This window comes from Butyrivibrio sp. AE3006, from assembly GCF_000424165.1.
Classification (GTDB): domain Bacteria; phylum Bacillota; class Clostridia; order Lachnospirales; family Lachnospiraceae; genus Butyrivibrio.
In genome coordinates, this window is the sequence record NZ_AUJJ01000028.1 from 15,470 (window position 1) to 34,506 (window position 19,037).

The window sequence follows — 19,037 nt, forward strand, 5'->3', positions numbered from 1 at the left end:
TCATGCGCCTTTGGATTATTGCCATGTCAGTCCTGTTTTTTGCAGGCTACGGAGCATTAAGCATAGGTGCTCTTTTTGTGAGCATAATCTGGAATGTGCTTTGGGGATATCTTATAGATAAAAAGGGCGTTTCACTGATTCCCGGAGTTCTTGGAAATGTTTTATTTCTTTGCTTTTTTAAATATAACGGCAGTATCGTAATGCCGGTGGCTGTGAGTTTTTACACCTTCCAGCAGATAGCATTTCTTGTGATGCTGAAAAAGAAGGAAGTAGAAAGTTTCAGACTTTCTGAATATCTTAGTTACATTCTGTTTTTTCCAAAGATAATGCAGGGCCCCCTTGCTGATTACAAAAAGATTACAGGTGAGCTTAATTCCCTAATTAAAAAGAAAGTAGCATCAAGGGATATCCTTATGGGAATGGTGCTTTTTATTCTCGGTCTTGCTAAGAAGGTCCTGTTCTCAGATGCGTTGGGACTTGGGGCGGATTACGGATATTCCAATATTCAGACTCTTACGGCAATAGATGCCATCATTGTGGCTCTTAGCTATTCACTTCAGCTCTATTTTGATTTTAGCGGATACTGCGATATGGCTGAGGGTATTTGCAGAATGTGCGGTATGGATCTTGAAATCAATTTCAGCTCGCCTTATAAAGCAAGGAATATCGCAGAGTTTTGGGATAGGTGGCACATAACTCTCACCAGGTTTTTTACGAAATACGTTTATATTCCCCTTGGAGGCAGCAGGCAGGGAACCATGAGGACATATCTTAATATTCTGATTGTGTTCTTTCTTAGCGGAATCTGGCATGGTGCAGGCTTTACCTTCATAATATGGGGCCTTATGCACGGCGTTATGATGGTTATAACAAGGGTTGTTAAGCCGGACAAATTCAAGAGCAGGCTCTTTACTTTTATTTATGTTTCAGCGGCATGGGTATTCTTTAGAGCAAGAACCGCAGCAGATGCCCTAACACTTCTTGGGAAAATAGTAGAACCCGCTGCCTGGAGCGGCCTTAGGATAAGCATTAAGCTGGCAGAGTGTTTTCAGCTGGATGAGCTATGGTATGTTCTTAAGGTTACGCCTATTCCCGGATATAGCTGGAGCGGCTATGTGTGCATGTGGTTTATTGTGATTCTCTCATGCCTTCTTGTGTTTGCAGGAAAAAATGCAAAGGAACTAGCTGCAGGCTTTGAAAAACGCTATGAGCTTGTAACAGAGCAGGGCGGCAGCAGAGCCTTTTTGGTGGTATGCATGATGCTTTTGGCAGCACTTTTTGTATGGTGTACCCTGAGCCTTGGAAGAGTCAGCACCTTCCTGTATGTGAATTTCTGATGCATTGAAAATACGGTTTTTATCGGAGTTTTATGAAAAAAGACGGATTTGCCAAAAAGTTAATACTCATCTTCGCGGTGATTGTGGCACTTATGCTGTCAGTTATCAGCGCGCTGGTTATATATGTGGATCCTTTTTTCCATTATCATAAGCCCCTTTCAGGGTTTCCTTATGTTGTGGATAATCAGCTTTCCCAGAATCCCGGCATGGCCAGAAATATGACCTACGACAGCTGCATAATAGGCTCATCAATGACTGTGAATTTTCACACGGACGATTTCCGCGAGCTTATGGGGCTTAATACTCTTAAGCTGTCATATAGCGGCGCATATCCAAGGGATGATTACAATATTCTTAGTATCGTCTATGACGATAGCACCCTGGCAAGGCAGACAAATGATGTTAAGGCTGTTTTTATGGTGCTGGATATTCCTACTCTTACTGCGGCTACAGATGAGATAAAATATCCGTTGCCGGAATATCTCTATGATAAGAACGTTCTTAATGATGTGAAGTATCTTTGGAATAAGGACGTTATCCTTGAGTATATTTTCAGACCTTATATTCAGAAAAGGCCTTCGAATATGTCTGAAATCTACGCCAGCTGGTGGACTGAGGAATATTACAATATCAATTATGTAATGCATGGATATGAGGCTCCGGAAAAAGTTGAAGAGGAGATGGATCCGGGTCTTTTGATACCTCAGACAAAGATAAATCTTGAGGAAAATATTTTGCCCTTTATCGAGGCTCATCCTGAGACAACTTTTTATGTGTTTGTGCCGCCCTACAGCATTCTATACTGGAATAATGTTTTAACTGAGAACCACCTCGAAGCGACCCTTAATCAATATAGATTTGCGGCATCCGAATTTTTGTCGTATGATAATGTGCGTCTGTTTTATTTTCAGAACATGGAGGAAATAGTTACAGACCTTAGTAACTATGCGGATTATACACATTATAAGCCGGAGATTAATCGTTATATGACGGAGTGTTTTGCAAACGGAGAACATGAAGTCAAAAGTAATGAGCAGTTTGAACATGAGCTTTCGGAGATGATGCGTATTGTGAATGACTTTGATTTCGACGCTCTACTAACTGCGGAGTATTATTAAGCAGGTATGGAGGGAATTAACATTGCCAAACTTACGATCAAATGACAATAGAGAACGGGAATCTTCCGTTCCGGCATGGGTACATTTTGTGGTGCTTGCCGTAATCGCACTTGTTATCATTTTTGTAGTGGTGAAGCTTAGTATATGGAATAAGGGAAGAGAAGTTGATACTTCTGATGTCAATGCAGAGGACTATGAGGTTGAAGTCCTTGACCAGATTTTTGTACTTCCCGCAGAAAAAAAGGAAGGTCATGAGGATGACGGCGAAGAGACCATACTTGTTCTTGGTAATGACGCTGTGACCTATGACTATTCAAATACTGGCTTTTGCGGACTTGTTGCAGATAAAACAGGAGCTACGGTGATCAACGCAGGCTTCCCTAAAAGTACTATTTCTGTTAAGAATGCAGAGTATCAGGCTGATTATCCCATGGACAGCTTCAGCTTTAATAATATTGTAGATTCAATCGTTACTGGCGATTTTTCCAGAATGGATGAAGCGCTGAATTCATTTACTGAAGACAATACTTATACACTTAGCCTTGGCAGTCTTGAGAATACCGATTTTAGTAAGGTTGATACTCTTGTGATCTACTATGATGCACTTGATTATATAAGTCTTCGCCCCGGAATGAATCCCGGTGATGAAGTTGATCCCATGACATATATGGGAGCCCTTCGCTCTGGAATTAAGAAGATTCAGGAAAAATATCCTTATATCAGAGTAGTATGCATGTCATTTACCTTCTGCTATGCTTATGATTCTGACGGAAGTCTTAAGAACGGTGACAGAGTAGACTTTGGAAACGGTAAGCTCACAACCTATATGCAGCACATGATAGATGTATGCGGAGAGACAGGCGTTTCCTTTATAGATAACTATTACGGAACTATAGATGAGGGTAACAGCTCAGAATATCTTCTTGATAACATCCATGTTAATCAGGAATGCAACAAGCATATAGCAGCTCACTTTGCGGAGGCTATTTATGGAAAATAAGAAGGTCTCCCTGAAGGCTATATTGTTTTTGCAGGGTGCGGTTTTGATATATTCCCTCACCACTGTTATCAGCAAGATAGTTTCAAATTACGAGTTTTTGTCTGCTAAATTCATATTGTTTTATATGCTGGATTTTGCAGTTCTTGGTGTATATGCCATTTTGTGGCAGCAGCTTCTTAAGAAGTTTGAGCTTTCAATAGCCTATGCCAATAAAGCAATGACACTTTTGTGGTCACTTTTATGGAGTGTAATTCTATTCCATGGCGAGGTCACAGTGCCCAAGGCCATTGGTGTTGCTCTGGTAATAACAGGAACCATCATCCTGAATAAGCCTGCTCGCGAGGAAGGAGGGAGCTTATGATTCCTTTCATTATCCTTGCACTTGTAGGACAGCTTATTGCATCCATATCACAGATGCTTCTTAAGAAAAGCTCACAGAAGGAATATCCGAATTTTATCAGACAGTATCTGAATGTCCTGGTAATTATGGGATACGGACTTTTGGTTGTTTCCATGTTTATTGCCATAGTATGCTATGGTCACATGCCGTATATGTATGTGGTAATCTTAGAGCCGGTGGGCTATATCATGGTTATGCTTCTTAGCAGGATGCTGTTTGCTGAGAAAATTACAAAAAATAAGATTATAGGAATGCTTCTTATACTTTCAGGTATATGTGTATTTTATCTTATTTGAGCAAACGCCGCTTCTGTGCGGTTTTGCGCCGCCTTGCATGATATGTGCATTGCGGTTATAATTTTATGAGCCTAATAATTATAAATTTTTTAATAATAGGAGTTAAATAATGAGAACTTATCTTGTAACAGGCGGTGCCGGATTCATCGGTTCAAACTACATTCACTACATGTTTAAAAAGTATGATAATGAGATCCGCATTATCAATGTGGATGCACTTACATACGCAGGTAACCTTGAGAACCTCAAGGATGTGGAGGAGAGAGACAACTACACCTTTGTTAAGGCAAATATCTGTGACAGAGATGCTATAAATAAGATCTTCGAGGAGAACGACATCGACCGCGTTGTTCATTTTGCGGCTGAGAGTCATGTTGACAGATCTATCGTTAATCCTGAGATCTTCGTTGAGACCAACGTACTTGGTACAGCTACAATGCTTAATGCAGCTAAGAAGGCATGGGAGCTCCCTGATGGCAGCTTCAAGGAAGGCAAGAAATTCCTTCATGTAAGTACTGATGAAGTATACGGCTCACTTCCTGAGGATCCCAACGCATATTTCTATGAGACAACACCTTATGATCCTCATAGCCCTTACTCAGCAAGTAAAGCAAGCTCAGATATGCTTGTTAAGGCTTATATGGATACATATAAGTTCCCTGCAAATATTACAAACTGCTCAAACAACTACGGACCTTACCAGTTCCCTGAGAAGCTTATACCTCTTATGATCCACAATGCACTTGAGGGCAAGCAGCTTCCTGTTTACGGTGATGGTAAGAACGTTCGTGACTGGCTCTATGTTGAAGATCATGCCAAGGCAATTGATATGGTTCAGGAGCAGGGCAGACTTTTTGAGACTTACAACATTGGCGGACACAATGAGAAGCAGAACATCGAGATCGTTCAGACAATAATCGATGTACTCAGAGAGTCTCTTGATGATTCAGATCCCAGAAAAGAGAAGCTTACTTATGACCTCATCACTTATGTTGAGGACAGAAAGGGACACGATCGTCGTTATGCGATCGCACCTGACAAGATCAAGGCTGAGATCGGCTGGGAGCCTGAGACCATGTTCAAGGAAGGTATCAGAAAGACCATTAAGTGGTTCTTTGCGCATGAGGACTGGATGGAGCATGTAACAAGCGGTGACTATCAGAAGTATTACGATAGCATGTACAGCGACAAGCTTTGATAATTAAGTGATAACATGGGGCTTTTAGGTTAATCCCTATTAGCCCCTTACGTGTTAAAAACAGAATTCCGAGGAGGAATTCTATTTTTGCGTTATAGGAGAGATAAATTTTATGAGCAAATTGTCAATAGTAGTTCCTGTGTATTACAACTCAGATACACTGGAAATGCTTTATGATGACATGAAGGAGAAAATCCTCCATAAGCTTCCTGAATATGAGATCGTCTTTGTGGATGACGGTTCAGGAGATAATTCCTGGGAGGTAATGAACAAGATTGCCGAGAAGGATGAGAACGTTGTCTGCACCAGACTTTCAAGGAATTTTGGTGAGCATGCGGCTATTTTGGCAGGCCTTTCTGTGTGCACAGGTGACTGCGCAGTTACCAAGCAGGCTGACCTTCAGGAGGACAGCACACTTATTCTTGAGCTCTTTGAGAAGTGGAAGGAAGGCTACAAGGTAGTACTTGCCATCAGAGCTGAGAGAGATGAGGGTGCCATGAAGAAGTTCTTTGCAGGCATGTATTACTGGCTTGTAAGGAAGACCATCAACAAGGATATGCCCCAGGGAGGCTGCGATTGCTATCTTCTTGACAGACAGGCAATCGAAGTTATCGAGATGCTTGATGAGAAGAACTCATCACTGACACTTCAGGTAATGTGGATTGGCTTTAAATCAGCCAAGGTTTATTTCCACAGAAAGGACAGAACTGTTGGAAAATCACGCTGGACCTTTGCTAAGAAGTTCAAGCTGGTGATGGATTCCATGATGAGCTTTTCATATTTCCCCATAAGGGTCATGAGTATGTGTGGTGTATTGTTTGCTCTGCTTGCTTTTGTGGGAATTATCTGCTCTATCTATGAGAAGCTTACCGTTGGAACACCTATTTTAGGATATGCATCACTTATGTGCGTTATTCTTTTTGCATCCGGTGTCATCATGCTGACCCTTGGAATTTTGGGTGAGTATATCTGGAGAGTCCTTGAGGAGTCAAGGAAACGTCCTCCGTTTATCATAGACGAGGTTCGTAAAAACGATAAGTAATAAATTGCATTACAAATAAGTCCGCCATAGTGCGGAAAAGCACTAATTTATGATATAATTGTTGCGATTATTTTAGTTTTATTTTTATTTTGGAGGTTTATGCCCATGAAGGGAATTATTTTGGCAGGTGGCTCAGGAACAAGACTTTATCCTCTTACAAGAGCGATTTCAAAGCAGATTATGCCGGTTTATGACAAGCCCATGATCTATTATCCGCTTTCTACTCTTATGCTTGCGGGTATCAGAGAGGTTCTTATTATCTCTACACCCAGAGATCTGCCTATATTCGAGGATCTTTTCGGAACAGGTGAGCAGCTTGGAATGAGCTTTTCATATGCTATTCAGGAGGAGCCCAGAGGTCTTGCTGATGCATTCATCATCGGTGAGAGCTTCATCGGTAGTGACAGTGTTGCTCTTGTACTTGGCGACAACATTTTCTATGGTCAGAGCTTCAGTAAGCTCCTTAGAGAGGTTGCTTCAAGAGAAAAGGGAGCTACAATCTTTGGCTACTATGTTCGTGATCCCAGAGAATACGGCGTTGTTGAGTTTGATGAGAATGGTAAGGCACTTTCCATCGAGGAGAAGCCCGAGCATCCCAAGAGCAACTACGCAGTTCCCGGACTTTATTTCTATGACAATGATGTAATTGATATAGCTAAGAATGTTAAGCCTTCCGCAAGAGGCGAGATCGAGATCACAAGTGTTAATAACGAGTATCTTCGCCGCGGAACTCTCAGAGTTGAGACTATGGGCCGAGGCTTTGCTTGGCTTGATACAGGTAACCATGATTCTCTTCTTGACGCTGCTGATTTCGTATGTGCATTCCAGAAGAGACAGGGACTTTATGTATCCTGTATCGAAGAGATAGCTTATAAGAGAGGCTTTATTACTAAGGAGCAGCTCCTTAAACTTGCTGAGCCCCTTATGAAGACTGATTATGGTAAATATCTTGTTGAGGTAGCAAATGGACTCTAAAGCTTATCGATTGTCAATTCTGGCGATTATAACTACAGTTGTCCTTGTTAGCGTTGTTGTCTACGCCGCTAACAGGGAGCGGATTGCTGCGCTTATTGACGCAGATGAATTTGCCAGCACTGTAGAGGAGGAGATCCCGGAAGACGAGGCTATTGATGAGGCTGAGATCATGTCATCAGGAGAACAGATAGGTGACGATCTCAAAGGCTTCCTTAAATCTGATAAGTTTTTTGATAAAAATGAGCAGCGCCCGTCAGTTGTTGTGGTTGTGGATAACGTCCCCGTTCCTGCCAATGCAGACAAGGGAACAACTACAGGATCAACAGATTTTTATGAACCGATGGATAATGAGGTTACAGGTGATGACAGGATCGAGGCAAGGCCCGAGGATATCACCAGAGACAGACCTTCATCAGGAGCATCGGATTCTGCGGCAGAAGATTCTGTAGAGGAATCGGAAGAGACCACAGAAGATACAAAAGCTGACGAAGCTGCAGAAAAAAAGTAATTGAATTTGAGAGGATAGATAAAAATGGGAAAGATTACTGTTGAGACATGTGAAATAGAGGGACTTAAGGTTATTACACCTCAGGTTTTCGGTGATAGCAGAGGCTATTTCATGGAGACCTATTCTAAGAGAGATTTCACAGAGGCTGGAATAGATGTTGAGTTTGTTCAGGACAACCAGTCAGCATCCAAAAAAGGTGTTCTCAGAGGCCTTCATTTCCAGAAGAACTTTCCACAGGATAAGCTTGTAAGAGTAGTAAACGGTGAGGTTTTTGATGTTGCCGTTGACTTAAGAGAGGGTTCAAAGACCTTCGGAAAGTGGTTCGGCGTAAGACTTTCTGCAGAGAACAAGAAGCAGTTTTTCATTCCTAAGGGATTTGCACATGGTTTCCTGGTGCTTTCTGATTATGCAGAGTTTGTATATAAATGCTCCGATTTTTATCATCCCGATGATGAGGGCGGAATCCTCTTTAGTGATCCTGAGATAGGAATTGAGTGGCCTTACGAGGATGAGTCAGAGCTTATCATGTCTGAGAAGGATCCCAAGTGGGGCACACTTGCTGATTATAAAAAGGAACGTGGAGTAGAATAATGGCAGAAAAGCAAATAGACAGATTGCCTGTATTAAGTAAGCTGCCTAAGACTGTGGTACTTGGAGTGTACTATACCATAGCAATTGCTTTGATGCTGATTATAGTATTCCACTTTAATCCACTGGCAGATCAGAGAACAGAGCTTCTTAAGAAAATCTGTGCCTGTGTACTGCTTATACTGTCAATGGTTTTGATTACAGCCTGGTATGACAAGCTCATGGTTCTTCCTGTGGAGCTATATAATTCCAGGCGCCTTATATGGCGACTTTCTGTCAACGATTTCAAAAAAAGATATGCCGGCTCTTATATGGGCGTTGTGTGGGCACTGGTTCAGCCGGTGGTCACTGTTTTGATGTATTTCTTTGTGTTTGATCGTATTTTTAATACCAGATCACAGATGGTTGCAGGAGGAGTAGAGGTTCCCTATGTTCTTTTCCTGACAACAGGTCTTGTTCCGTGGTTTTTCTTCAATGAAGCTCTTATGAACGGAACTACATCTCTTCTTGAATACAACTACCTTGTTAAGAAGGTTCTTTTCAAGATTAGTATTCTGCCTCTTATCAAGATAATTGCTGCACTTTTTATACATGTATTTTTTGCAGGCGTAATGATGGTTGTGGCTATTTTGTATGGATATCATCCTACGATTTATACGCTTCAGATTTTTTATTACGCAATCTGTGAATTCATTCTGGTGCTGTCCATTTGTTATACCACCTGCTCGGTTGTGGTATTTTTCAGGGATCTTACCCAGATTCTTGCAATCGTTCTTCAGGTCGGTCAGTGGGCTACACCTATTTTGTGGGATATAAATATGCTTCCCGACAGACTTAAGTGGATCATTAAGCTCAATCCCATGACCTATATTGTTAATGGGTACAGGAATGCGGTTTACGGAGATGAGTGGTTTTTTGAGCATTTCTACTCAAGCACTTATTTTTGGATAGTGGTTGCACTTATTTTTGGTATAGGCTCACTTGTGTTTAAGCGTACCAAAACGCATTTTGCAGATGTTCTGTAACAGATTACTTTAAGACTATCAGAAAGAGTTTTATGGATAAGGATATAGCGATTAAGGTCACTGACCTTACAAAAATGTATAAATTATATAATAAGAATTCTGACAGGCTTAAGGATGCACTTGGCCTCATGAAGGGGCAGGGTTACACAGAGCATCTTGCTCTTAATCATGTGAACCTTGAGGTAAAGCGCGGCGAGACTATAGGAATTATCGGAACCAACGGCTCCGGAAAGTCCACAATTCTTAAGATCATTACAGGAGTTCTTTCACCCACATCCGGTGACGTACAGGTAAATGGTCATATTTCAGCACTGCTTGAGCTTGGAGCGGGCTTTAATATGGAGTACAACGGAATTGACAATATCTACCTTAACGGAATGATGATAGGTTTTTCCGAGGAGGAGATTGATAAGCGTCTTGATGCGATTCTTGAATTTGCAGATATCGGTGATTACGTTTATCAGCCGGTTAAGACCTACTCCAGTGGTATGTTTGTAAGATTGGCATTTGCTGTTGCCATAAATATCGATCCTGAGATACTGATCGTAGACGAGGCACTTTCTGTTGGAGATGTTTTCTTCCAGGCAAAGTGCTACCACAAGTTTGAAGAATTTAAAGAACAGGGAAAGACCATACTTTTCGTATCCCATGATCTTTCAACCATAAGCAGATATTGCGACAGGGCTGTTCTGTTAAATAAAGGCGTGATCCTTGGCGAAGGAACACCCAAGAAAATGATTGATATCTATAAGCAGGTTCTGGTGGGACAGTACCCGCTTCCCGAGAATGATTTTAAGTCACTTCTCGACGATGAAGATATCAGAGAGGCTGCTGAGAAGGCTGAGAATCCTAACCTTTTGGAATATGGCAATAACGCAGCCCAGATTACTGAGTTTTATGCTCTTGATTCCAAGGGAATCAGAACGAATTCTGTTTTAAAGGGGTCAGAGTTCGAGATTCACATGAAGGTTAAGTTTTTACAGGATGTAAATGCTCCTATATTTGCTTTTACCTTCAAAAACATTCTTGGTATCGAGATTACAGGCACGAATTCTATGGTAGAGAAGTCTTTCCTAGAGCCTGTTAAGGCAGGAGATGAGAAGGAGATTGTCTTTAAACAGAGAATGCGCCTGCAGGGGGGAGAATATCTGGTATCCTTCGGAGTTACCGGATTTGAGCAGGATGATTTTGTAGTGTATCATCGTCTGTATGATGCGCTCAATATTACAGTGGTATCAGACAAAAACACCGTAGGATTCTTTGATATGGAATCCGAGGTAAGTGTAACGGATGCAAAAAGGGATTAAAAGATGCAGGAAGAAGTTTTAATTGGGAATGTAAAACTAAATTACAAGCATTACGCAGGACTTGATCTTTACAGTGATGGTCCTATTGAGAATGAGATTTTTGATATTGTTCGCAAGCACAAAAAGGAAGAATATCCTGCGATAATTGAGAAAAAGGCAAGCTGGCCTATTCTTTATCATTTATCTGAGCTCAGAAGTAATATTGTTGAATGGATTCCGATGAAGGGTAATGAAAAGGTACTTGAAGTCGGTGCAGGATGCGGTGCTATCACAGGAATGCTCTCTGAAAAGGCAAGTGAAGTAATTGCCTGCGATCTTTCAAGACGCAGAAGTGAGATCAACGCTACCAGAAACAGTGAATGCGATAATGTCACTATTCATGTAGGCAATTTCAGGGATATAGAGCCGGACCTTCCGGGAGATTTTGATTTTATTTTCCTTATTGGCGTGTTTGAATATGGTCAGGGATATATCGGCACAGACAGTCCCTATGAGAACTTCCTGCTTATGCTTAAAAAGCACCTTAAGAAGAATGGCCGAATCGTTATTGCTATTGAAAACAGAACCGGTCTTAAGTATTTTGCAGGTGCCCAGGAGGATCATCTTGGAACATATTTCTCAGGAATCGAAGGCTACTCCAAGGATGCGGTAGCAAGGACCTTCACAAGAAATGGTCTTATCAGGATTTTTAAGAAATGTGGTATGAATGACTATCACTTCTATTATCCTTATCCGGATTATAAGCTTATGACATCGCTTCATTCTGATGATCATCTGCCGCAATACGGAGAATTGCAGGATAATGTACGAAATTACGATAGAGACAGACTTATTCTTTTCAATGAAAAGAGAGCCTATGAGTGTCTTATCCATGATGGAATGTATCCGGATTTTGCTAATTCCTTCGAGGTAATCTTAGGACCAGGATTTGACACGGTATATTGTAAATATTCAAATGACCGCGCAGAAGAGTTCAAGATCAGAACGGATATCGTCGTAGATAAGCTTGGACGTAAGCTTATTAAGAAGCACCCCCTTAACGAGGCTGCTATAGAGCATGTTTTTGGAATGCAGGATGCTTATTACGGCCTTCGCGAGAAGTACAGAGGCGGCGATCTTGAAGTTAATGACTGCCAGCTTGATGAAAAGAGCAGATGTGCAATGTTTTCCTATGTGAACGGAATCCCGCTGACAGCTCTTTTTGATGCATGTCTTGAATCTGATGATATGGATTCATTTAATGCTTTATTCCGCGAATATTTGAGGAGAATAGGATACAGAGAGGATTATCCGGTTACCGATTACGACCTGATTTTCCCAAATATCCTTGTAAATGGTCCTATTTGGACAATCATAGATTATGAGTGGACCTATGGTAAGTGTATTCCTGCAAAAGAGATAGCCTTCAGGGCGCTCTACAGCTACAAGCTTGAAGACAGAAGCAGGGATAAGCTTGATGTTAAGGCTTTATATGAGACACTTGGCCTTACAGATGATGATATAAAGAATCTTCTTAGTGAAGAGGCTGAGTTCCAGAAATATGTTACCGGAAGACGCAAGTCTCAGGTAGAGATGTGGAAGATGATTGGCAGAAACGCCATTGTTCCCAAGGAACTTGCAGGTAGCGTGGACGCAGCCAGAAGTGCTGAAGAGATTCAGATTTATGTGGATGAAGGTGATGGATACAGCGAAGATGATTCCATTTTCCCTGAGGAGACCTATGATGATCACAATACAGTGACCATTGATGTGGAGTGTAACGATCAGGTAGGAAACATCAGAATTGATCCTGCTTTTGCATCCTGCATTGTTACTTTGAAGCAGGTGCTTTGGAATGGGGTATCTCTTGAAGAAGGCGATCTCCATATTTCGATTCATCCAAACGGATCCTGGATTTCTGAGGACAGTATAGTCTTTGGTACAGATGATCCGAATATTGAATTTGGTTTCGCTGACAGTAAGATTGAGAAAAAGAGAGAGAATCATCTCAAGGTAACAATGATGATGACTCTTATTCCAAAAGAAACAGCCGTTGCTCTTGAGGATTCACTGAGAGTACCGGCGGAAGAGAGCCAGGGGGAGAAAGAAGAATTCTTCGGTAAGATCAAGAGGAAGATTTTTTCAAAGGATTGATGCAGTAATTTATTGCACCGCATCTTGAACTTAGTTTTTGATTTGAGGATGCATGACAAAAAGTAGTAAGGGGAGCCGACAGGCTGGGAATTAATGCTCAAGGAAGTTGCCAAAAAAGTTCTAATAAGCAAAAGAAAAAGTGACTACCAGAGTAAAGTTAAGGAGTGTAAAAACGCTTACAACATCTGGGAGCATAAGAGGGAAAAACGCCCTATGTCCGTACCCACCGGTGCGGCAGCTGAGGTTACAGGCCGTTTGCAGCTTGTTACTGAGGTTGTTTCGTACACCAGTGTATGGAGGGAGTCTGACCCTTCGGCAACTGCGGAGAAAATTCTGATTTTTGTAAGTCCTAAGGGAAAGCTTGCGGGACATGCTATTGATAACATTCGTAATTATTTCCAGGCTCATCCTGAAATCAACGTAGTTTACGGTGATGAGGATGAAATGGTTGGTCACGGCAAATACGGACGTCCCTATTTCAAGCCCGACTGGTCACCTGATACTTATCTTAATGCTTTTTATATTGGAAGTGTGTTTGCCTGCAGAGCAAATACCTATGAATCGGCTATTAAGGAATATGATAATGCCCTTAAAATGCTGGGCGGAACCTCAGGAGTAAAAAAGAATTCTCCGGAAGCTGTGGGCAGAGAAGCCAGTATGCTTTCTGCCGATGTGCTGTTTTGTATGCTTGCCATAGAGGAGAGAGCCTTTGGTAAGAGAAATGGCATGGAGTTCCCTATAGGGCACATTGACGAGATTCTTTTCCATAGAAATGCAGATACTGACGTGTTCTATGGCAGAGGCTTTCATAATTCAAGACATATGCTTATTAAGCCTGCAACGGTCAGTATAATAATCCCCACCAAGGATCATCCTGACATTCTGCTGCAGTGCCTTAAATCAATAGTTTCTACCACCCATGAGAAAAATATCAAATATGAAATAGTGGTGGTTGATAACGGAAGTAGTGCGTATAACCGTGTAAGATATGGATCTTATATTAATTCTGTAAGCAGGATTAACGGTTTAACAAATATTACATATCTGTATAAAGTTGAAGAATTCAACTTCTCGCACATGTGTAACAGAGGCGCGGCAAGGTCCGGTGGTGATTATCTGCTCTTTTTGAACGATGACATAGAGGCAACCCAGGATGGATGGATGAGAGAGATGCTCTCTCAGGCACAGCTTCGTCATGTGGGAGTTGTAGGGGCAAAGCTTCTTTATCCTGACACGGATCTTATTCAGCATGCAGGTATTACCAATGTAAGACTTGGCCCTGTTCATAAGTTGCAGAGAATGCATGATCAGAAGTCCCATTATTTTGGTTTTAACAGGGGTATACATAATCTCATGGGAGCAACAGGCGCTTGCCTAATGCTCAGCAGAGAAAAGTTTAATGAAGTCGGCGGTTTTCCGGAGGAGCTCCCGGTAGCTTTTAATGATGTTGATCTGTGCTATAGTGTTCATCAGCGCGGATACTACAATGTATGCTGCAATCATATAAGTCTGTATCATCACGAGTCGCTAAGTCGCGGTCTTGATACGCTTGATATGAAAAAAATGGAACGTCTTTCCAGAGAATATGACACTTTGATGAAGAGGCATCCCGGTTTTTACAACAAGGATCCCTTCTATAGCAGATATCTCACTGATGATGAGACCATAAGTGCAATAATTCCATGCGAGGATTTCCTTCCTGTGCTGGATATACCTTATCATGCGGTAAAAGAGCATGAAGGTGGTTATCCTGAAGTGCGCGAGGATGCATGCCTGCGCCTTGGTGTTGAGTATGCAGGGACTATGGATAACTGGATGTATGGAATTCGTGAGAGTGATGCGGAAAGTGGTTACTTTATCAAGGGTTACTGTTTCGTAATTGGCTCGGACAATGCTTTTTTTGAAAGAAGACTGGTTTTAAGGCAGGTAGAAGTTACCGCAGAAGGCGCAAGACCCGTATCTTCGATGGTTTACAGCACGCCTGTATATACCTGGTACAGACCTGATATAAAACTAAGGCTTCAGGATCAGATAGATGTTGACCTCACGGGATACAAGGTAAGGATAGCAAAGGGAAAGCTTAAGCCCGGATATTATCAGCTGGGTATGGTTGCCATGGATATGACAGGCAGGCTTAAGTTGATCAATTGGGTTCCAAATTTACTTAAGGTGAAAGTGTAATGACAGAGAATAACGAATTTGACTATAAAACCGCATACGAGAAGGAGAAGCTCAAAAGTGCCGATCTTGCACAGAAGATAGCTGATCTTGAGGACAAAAATCAGGAGCTCGAATTCAAGCTTAACAGAATCAAGGGTAATCCTATCTGGAAAGCCAGCAAACCTGCAAGAAGCGCTATGCATTTTGTAATAAGACAAAAGGATCGCCTTAAAAATGCGGGATCAATTGGTGGTGTTATCGCCAAAGTCAGGTACAAGCAGATTGAGAGAAAAGCCAAGGTACATTACGGTACAGAGAGCTTTCCTGATGAAGCAAGGATAGCTGCTGAGCGAAATGAGATCTTTGCAAAGATGCCACTTATAAGCATTCTTGTTCCGCTTTATAATACTCCTGAGAATTTCCTTAGAGATATGATCGAGTCGGTACTTGATCAGACATATGTGAATTGGCAGCTTTGCCTTGCTGATGGCTCTGACTCCGAGCACGGCTATGTGGAGACCATAATAAAGGAATATCAGCAGGATCCAAGAAATAAGCTTGGAAAAGTTGATAATACCGGTATCGTATACCACAGACTTGAGAAAAATACAGGTATATCAGGCAATACCAATGAGTGTCTTAAGCTTGCAAACGGTGAATATATAGGACTTCTTGACCATGATGACATTCTACATCCGGAAGTTTTGTATTACTACGTAAAAGCAATAAATGAGAAAAATGCAGATTATATATATTGCGATGAGGCTACTTTTTCCGGTAAGAGCATAGATCATATGATCACTATGCATTTCAAACCTGACTATGCACCGGATAATCTTAGAGCCAATAATTACATCTGTCATTTTAGTGTGTTTAAAAGATCTCTTCTTGATGGAACAGAGCTTTTCAGATCCAAGTTTGATGGCAGCCAGGATCATGATATGATTCTCAGACTTACGGATAATGCCGAGAATATCGTTCATGTTCCCATGCTTCTTTATTACTGGAGATCCCATGCAGGAAGCGTAGCATCTGATATTAGTGCTAAAAGCTATGCCATTGATGCGGCAAGAGGAGCTGTAGCGGATCATTTGAGACGCCATGGCTATGAACATTTCAAAATCACCAGTACCAGAGCCTTTGAGACCATCTTCAAAATTGCTTACGAGGTGGAGGGAACACCAAAGATATCGATTGTTATTCCTACCTGCGAGCATCTGGAGGATTTAAAGCGCTGCCTTACATCAATATATGAGAAGTCAACCTATGATAATTATGAGATAATCGTTGTTGAGAATGGCAGTAAGTCCAAAGAGATAAAGGCTTACTATGACGATATTAAGAACAGCGCCATGAGCTCTGTTGTAAAGATTGTAGACTATTATGAAGATAAGAATAATCTTGGTCCCGACGGATCAAGACCGCCTTTTAACTATTCTGCGGTTGTTAATTACGGTGTTAAGCAGTCTACTGGTGACTATATCCTTCTTCTTAACAATGACACACAGGTCATCACTGTTAACTGGATGGAAGAGCTTTTGATGTATGCTCAGAGAGCAGATGTCGGTGCAGTTGGTGGCAAGCTTTACTTCCCCAACAGGAAGATCCAGCACGCAGGAATAGTACTCAGACTTGGTGCTCACAGAACAGCAGGTCATTGCCATTACAAGCAGGAAGGTATGAACCTGGGTTATATGGGAAGACTTTGCTACGCCCAGGACGTATCCGCCGTTACAGGTGCATGCCTCATGGTTTCGAGAGAAAAGTATGATGAGGTCGGCGGATTTGATGAGTCATTTGAAGTATCACTTAATGACGTAGATTTTTGCCTTAAATTACGTCAAAAGGGTTACCTTAACATATTTACGCCTTTTGCTGAGATGTATCATTACGAATCAGCTTCGAGAGGTCTTGATCTGGCAGGTGAAAATGCCAAGAGATATGTGAAGGAGTCAGATCATTTCAAAGCTAAGTGGAAAGAGGTTTTGGATGCGGGGGACCCCTACTATAATCCGAACTTTTCACTGGACAGAAGTGATTTTTCGCTGAATGTGGAAGGCTACAGCAGCCTGCGTGATGCTTGAAATTTGGGCTTCATAGTGTTTTACTTAATATATTAGATTATCAAATCTAGCTCTTAAGGAGGGAAAAGAATGAGTGACGCAACAAAACAGCTTGAATATTGGTTAAATGATCCTTACTTTGACGATGAGACAAAGCAGGAACTTCTTGCCATCAGAAATGATGAAAAGGAGGTAGAGGATAGATTTTATCAGGAACTTGAATTCGGTACAGGCGGACTTAGAGGAGTAATCGGTGCAGGTACTAACCGTATGAACAAATACGTTGTTCGTAAGGCTACTCAGGGACTTGCTAATTATATTAAAAAGAACGGAGGAGCTGACGGCGCAAAGAGAGGCGTTGCAATTTCTTACGACTGCCGCAGATTTTCACCTGAATTTGCAGATGAGACAGCAAGATGCCTTGCTGCAAACGGAATCAAAGCGTATGTATTTGATGAACTCAGACCTACTCCTGAGCTTTCGTTTGCACTTAGAAAGCTTGGATGCATAGCTGGTGTTATGGTAACTGCCAGCCACAATCCGCCTGAATATAACGGATATAAGGCTTATTGGGAAGACGGTGCTCAGGTAACACCTCCTCATGACACAGGAATCATCAATGAGGTTAAGGCTATCACTGACTACAATGATGTTAAGACCATGTCCAAGGAAGATGCCATGAAGGCTGGACTTTATGAGGTAATTGGTAAGGACATCGATGATGCATACATGGTAGAGCTTAAGAAGCAGATCATCCACCTTGATGCTATTAAGGAAATGGCTGAGAAGCTCACAGTTGTTTATACTCCTTTCCATGGAACAGGTCTTGTTCCCGTAAAGAGAGTACTTGCAGAGCTTGGCTTCAAGAACGTTTATATCGTTCCCGAGCAGGAGCTTCCGGATCCTGAATTTACAACTCTTGATTATCCTAATCCCGAGGATCCCAAGGCATTTAAGCTTGCGCTTGAGCTTGCTAAGGAAAAGGATGCAGACATCGTTCTTGCAACTGATCCCGATGCTGACAGACTTGGTGTATATGCTAAGGATACAAAGACAGGTGAGTATATTCCTTTCACAGGAAATATGTCCGGTATGCTGATCGGTGAGTATATCCTTCGTGAGAGACAGGCTACAGGTACAATGCCTGAGAGACCTGCTTTCGTTACAACTATCGTTACCACAAATATGGCTAAGAGAGTTGCTGAGAAGTACGGACTTCACTATATCGAGGTTCTTACAGGCTTTAAGTATATCGGAGAGCAGATCAAACTCTTCGAGGAGAACAACCAGGAATACAATTATGTATTTGGTCTTGAGGAGAGTTATGGATGTCTTGCAGGCACACATGCCCGTGATAAGGATGCTATCGTAGCAGTTATGATGCTCTGCGAGGTTGCAGCATTCTGCAAGAAGGAAGGCAAGACTCTCTGGGATGCTATGATCGAGATGTACGAAGATTACGGCTATTACAAAGAAGGCCAGTATTCCATCACAATGAAGGGTATCGAAGGTGCTAAGGAAATTGCTGCACTTATGGATAAGCTTAGAAATGATCCTCCTAAGACCTTCGGTCAGTGGACAGTAGAGGAGTTCCGTGATTACAAGACAGGCGAGACTGTTAACCCTGCTACAGGCGAGAAGGGCAAGACAGGGCTTCCTTCATCAAACGTTCTTTACTTTGCACTTGATAATGACTCATGGTGCTGCGCTCGTCCTTCAGGAACAGAGCCCAAGATCAAGTTCTACATGGGTGTAAAGGGAACAAGCCTTGATGATGCAGATCAGAAACAGGAAGAGCTTACAGCAGCTGTAAAAGCACTGATTGAGAAATAATAGATAACAAAAGCCCATAAAATAGAGCTGCCTATCGCGACAGCTCTATTTTTA

At 41.9% G+C, this 19,037-nt stretch carries 16 protein-coding genes; all 16 read left to right on the forward strand.

Annotation, left to right across the window (positions count from 1 at the left end):
- The first annotated feature begins 2 nt into the window (after window positions 1–2).
- The 16 genes from G603_RS0114130 to G603_RS0114205 all read left to right on the forward strand — a co-directional run bounded on the left by G603_RS0114130 (window position 3) and on the right by G603_RS0114205 (window position 18,983).
- Window positions 3–1,337 carry an MBOAT family O-acyltransferase gene (locus tag G603_RS0114130; RefSeq protein WP_051207909.1) on the forward strand — a complete coding sequence of 445 codons (1,335 nt, stop codon included), beginning with the start codon at window positions 3–5 and terminating at the stop codon, window positions 1,335–1,337.
- A 32-nt stretch (window positions 1,338–1,369) separates the two neighbouring features.
- Window positions 1,370–2,455, forward strand: a complete 1,086-nt coding sequence (locus G603_RS0114135; RefSeq protein ID WP_026670638.1) for a hypothetical protein — start codon at window positions 1,370–1,372, stop codon at window positions 2,453–2,455.
- Window positions 2,456–2,477: 22 nt separating this feature from the next.
- On the forward strand, window positions 2,478–3,455 hold the full coding sequence (locus G603_RS0114140) for an SGNH/GDSL hydrolase family protein (RefSeq protein WP_155832688.1): 978 nt from the start codon (window positions 2,478–2,480) through the stop codon (window positions 3,453–3,455).
- Window positions 3,445–3,816, forward strand: coding sequence for a transporter (locus tag G603_RS0114145; RefSeq protein ID WP_035793378.1), 372 nt, complete (start codon window positions 3,445–3,447; stop codon window positions 3,814–3,816). The genes G603_RS0114140 and G603_RS0114145 overlap by 11 nt, the downstream gene beginning before the upstream one ends.
- The gene (locus G603_RS0114150; protein ID WP_035793380.1) at window positions 3,813–4,151 is read left to right on the forward strand and encodes a hypothetical protein; all 339 of its coding nucleotides are present in this window, start codon (window positions 3,813–3,815) and stop codon (window positions 4,149–4,151) included. The genes G603_RS0114145 and G603_RS0114150 overlap by 4 nt, the downstream gene beginning before the upstream one ends.
- Before the next feature lie 109 nt (window positions 4,152–4,260).
- Window positions 4,261–5,349 (forward strand): dTDP-glucose 4,6-dehydratase, encoded by a 1,089-nt coding sequence (gene rfbB, locus G603_RS0114155; protein ID WP_026524595.1) that lies wholly within the window; start codon window positions 4,261–4,263, stop codon window positions 5,347–5,349.
- A gap of 112 nt (window positions 5,350–5,461) precedes the next feature.
- Window positions 5,462–6,391 (forward strand): glycosyltransferase family 2 protein, encoded by a 930-nt coding sequence (locus tag G603_RS0114160; protein WP_026670642.1) that lies wholly within the window; start codon window positions 5,462–5,464, stop codon window positions 6,389–6,391.
- A gap of 105 nt (window positions 6,392–6,496) precedes the next feature.
- Window positions 6,497–7,366, forward strand: coding sequence for a glucose-1-phosphate thymidylyltransferase RfbA (gene rfbA, locus G603_RS0114165; RefSeq protein WP_026524593.1), 870 nt, complete (start codon window positions 6,497–6,499; stop codon window positions 7,364–7,366).
- Complete coding sequence (locus G603_RS0114170; RefSeq protein ID WP_026670643.1) at window positions 7,356–7,874, forward strand: hypothetical protein; 519 nt, start codon at window positions 7,356–7,358, stop codon at window positions 7,872–7,874. The genes rfbA and G603_RS0114170 overlap by 11 nt, the downstream gene beginning before the upstream one ends.
- Before the next feature lie 24 nt (window positions 7,875–7,898).
- Window positions 7,899–8,465 carry a dTDP-4-dehydrorhamnose 3,5-epimerase gene (gene rfbC / locus G603_RS0114175; protein WP_026524591.1) on the forward strand — a complete coding sequence of 189 codons (567 nt, stop codon included), beginning with the start codon at window positions 7,899–7,901 and terminating at the stop codon, window positions 8,463–8,465.
- Window positions 8,465–9,487: an ABC transporter permease gene (locus tag G603_RS0114180; protein ID WP_081667351.1), complete on the forward strand. Its 1,023-nt coding sequence runs from the start codon at window positions 8,465–8,467 to the stop codon at window positions 9,485–9,487. Before rfbC ends, G603_RS0114180 begins: the two co-directional genes overlap by 1 nt.
- A gap of 32 nt (window positions 9,488–9,519) precedes the next feature.
- Window positions 9,520–10,794, forward strand: coding sequence for an ABC transporter ATP-binding protein (locus G603_RS0114185; RefSeq protein ID WP_026524589.1), 1,275 nt, complete (start codon window positions 9,520–9,522; stop codon window positions 10,792–10,794).
- Between the two features lie 3 nt (window positions 10,795–10,797).
- The gene (locus G603_RS22085; protein WP_081667348.1) at window positions 10,798–12,927 is read left to right on the forward strand and encodes a class I SAM-dependent methyltransferase; all 2,130 of its coding nucleotides are present in this window, start codon (window positions 10,798–10,800) and stop codon (window positions 12,925–12,927) included.
- A gap of 213 nt (window positions 12,928–13,140) precedes the next feature.
- Window positions 13,141–15,108, forward strand: a complete 1,968-nt coding sequence (locus G603_RS0114195) for a glycosyltransferase family 2 protein (RefSeq protein WP_196808082.1) — start codon at window positions 13,141–13,143, stop codon at window positions 15,106–15,108.
- Window positions 15,108–17,171, forward strand: a complete 2,064-nt coding sequence (locus G603_RS0114200) for a glycosyltransferase family 2 protein (protein WP_026670645.1) — start codon at window positions 15,108–15,110, stop codon at window positions 17,169–17,171. The genes G603_RS0114195 and G603_RS0114200 overlap by 1 nt, the downstream gene beginning before the upstream one ends.
- Window positions 17,172–17,240: 69 nt before the next feature.
- Window positions 17,241–18,983 carry a phospho-sugar mutase gene (locus G603_RS0114205; protein ID WP_026524586.1) on the forward strand — a complete coding sequence of 581 codons (1,743 nt, stop codon included), beginning with the start codon at window positions 17,241–17,243 and terminating at the stop codon, window positions 18,981–18,983.
- Window positions 18,984–19,037: the final 54 nt, after the last annotated feature.

Bases quoted from the DNA above. Each gene is read 5' to 3' on its own strand.
- G603_RS0114130 (WP_051207909.1), top strand. From the start codon at position 3: ATGCGCCTTTGGATTATTGCCATGTCAGTCCTGTTTTTTGCAGGCTAC.
- G603_RS0114135 (WP_026670638.1), top strand. From the start codon at position 1,370: ATGAAAAAAGACGGATTTGCCAAAAAGTTAATACTCATCTTCGCGGTG.
- G603_RS0114145 (WP_035793378.1), top strand. From the start codon at position 3,445: ATGGAAAATAAGAAGGTCTCCCTGAAGGCTATATTGTTTTTGCAGGGT.
- G603_RS0114150 (WP_035793380.1), top strand. From the start codon at position 3,813: ATGATTCCTTTCATTATCCTTGCACTTGTAGGACAGCTTATTGCATCC.
- rfbB (WP_026524595.1), top strand. From the start codon at position 4,261: ATGAGAACTTATCTTGTAACAGGCGGTGCCGGATTCATCGGTTCAAAC.
- G603_RS0114160 (WP_026670642.1), top strand. From the start codon at position 5,462: ATGAGCAAATTGTCAATAGTAGTTCCTGTGTATTACAACTCAGATACA.
- rfbA (WP_026524593.1), top strand. From the start codon at position 6,497: ATGAAGGGAATTATTTTGGCAGGTGGCTCAGGAACAAGACTTTATCCT.
- G603_RS0114170 (WP_026670643.1), top strand. From the start codon at position 7,356: ATGGACTCTAAAGCTTATCGATTGTCAATTCTGGCGATTATAACTACA.
- rfbC (WP_026524591.1), top strand. From the start codon at position 7,899: ATGGGAAAGATTACTGTTGAGACATGTGAAATAGAGGGACTTAAGGTT.
- G603_RS0114180 (WP_081667351.1), top strand. From the start codon at position 8,465: ATGGCAGAAAAGCAAATAGACAGATTGCCTGTATTAAGTAAGCTGCCT.
- G603_RS0114185 (WP_026524589.1), top strand. From the start codon at position 9,520: ATGGATAAGGATATAGCGATTAAGGTCACTGACCTTACAAAAATGTAT.
- G603_RS22085 (WP_081667348.1), top strand. From the start codon at position 10,798: ATGCAGGAAGAAGTTTTAATTGGGAATGTAAAACTAAATTACAAGCAT.
- G603_RS0114195 (WP_196808082.1), top strand. From the start codon at position 13,141: ATGTCCGTACCCACCGGTGCGGCAGCTGAGGTTACAGGCCGTTTGCAG.
- G603_RS0114200 (WP_026670645.1), top strand. From the start codon at position 15,108: ATGACAGAGAATAACGAATTTGACTATAAAACCGCATACGAGAAGGAG.
- G603_RS0114205 (WP_026524586.1), top strand. From the start codon at position 17,241: ATGAGTGACGCAACAAAACAGCTTGAATATTGGTTAAATGATCCTTAC.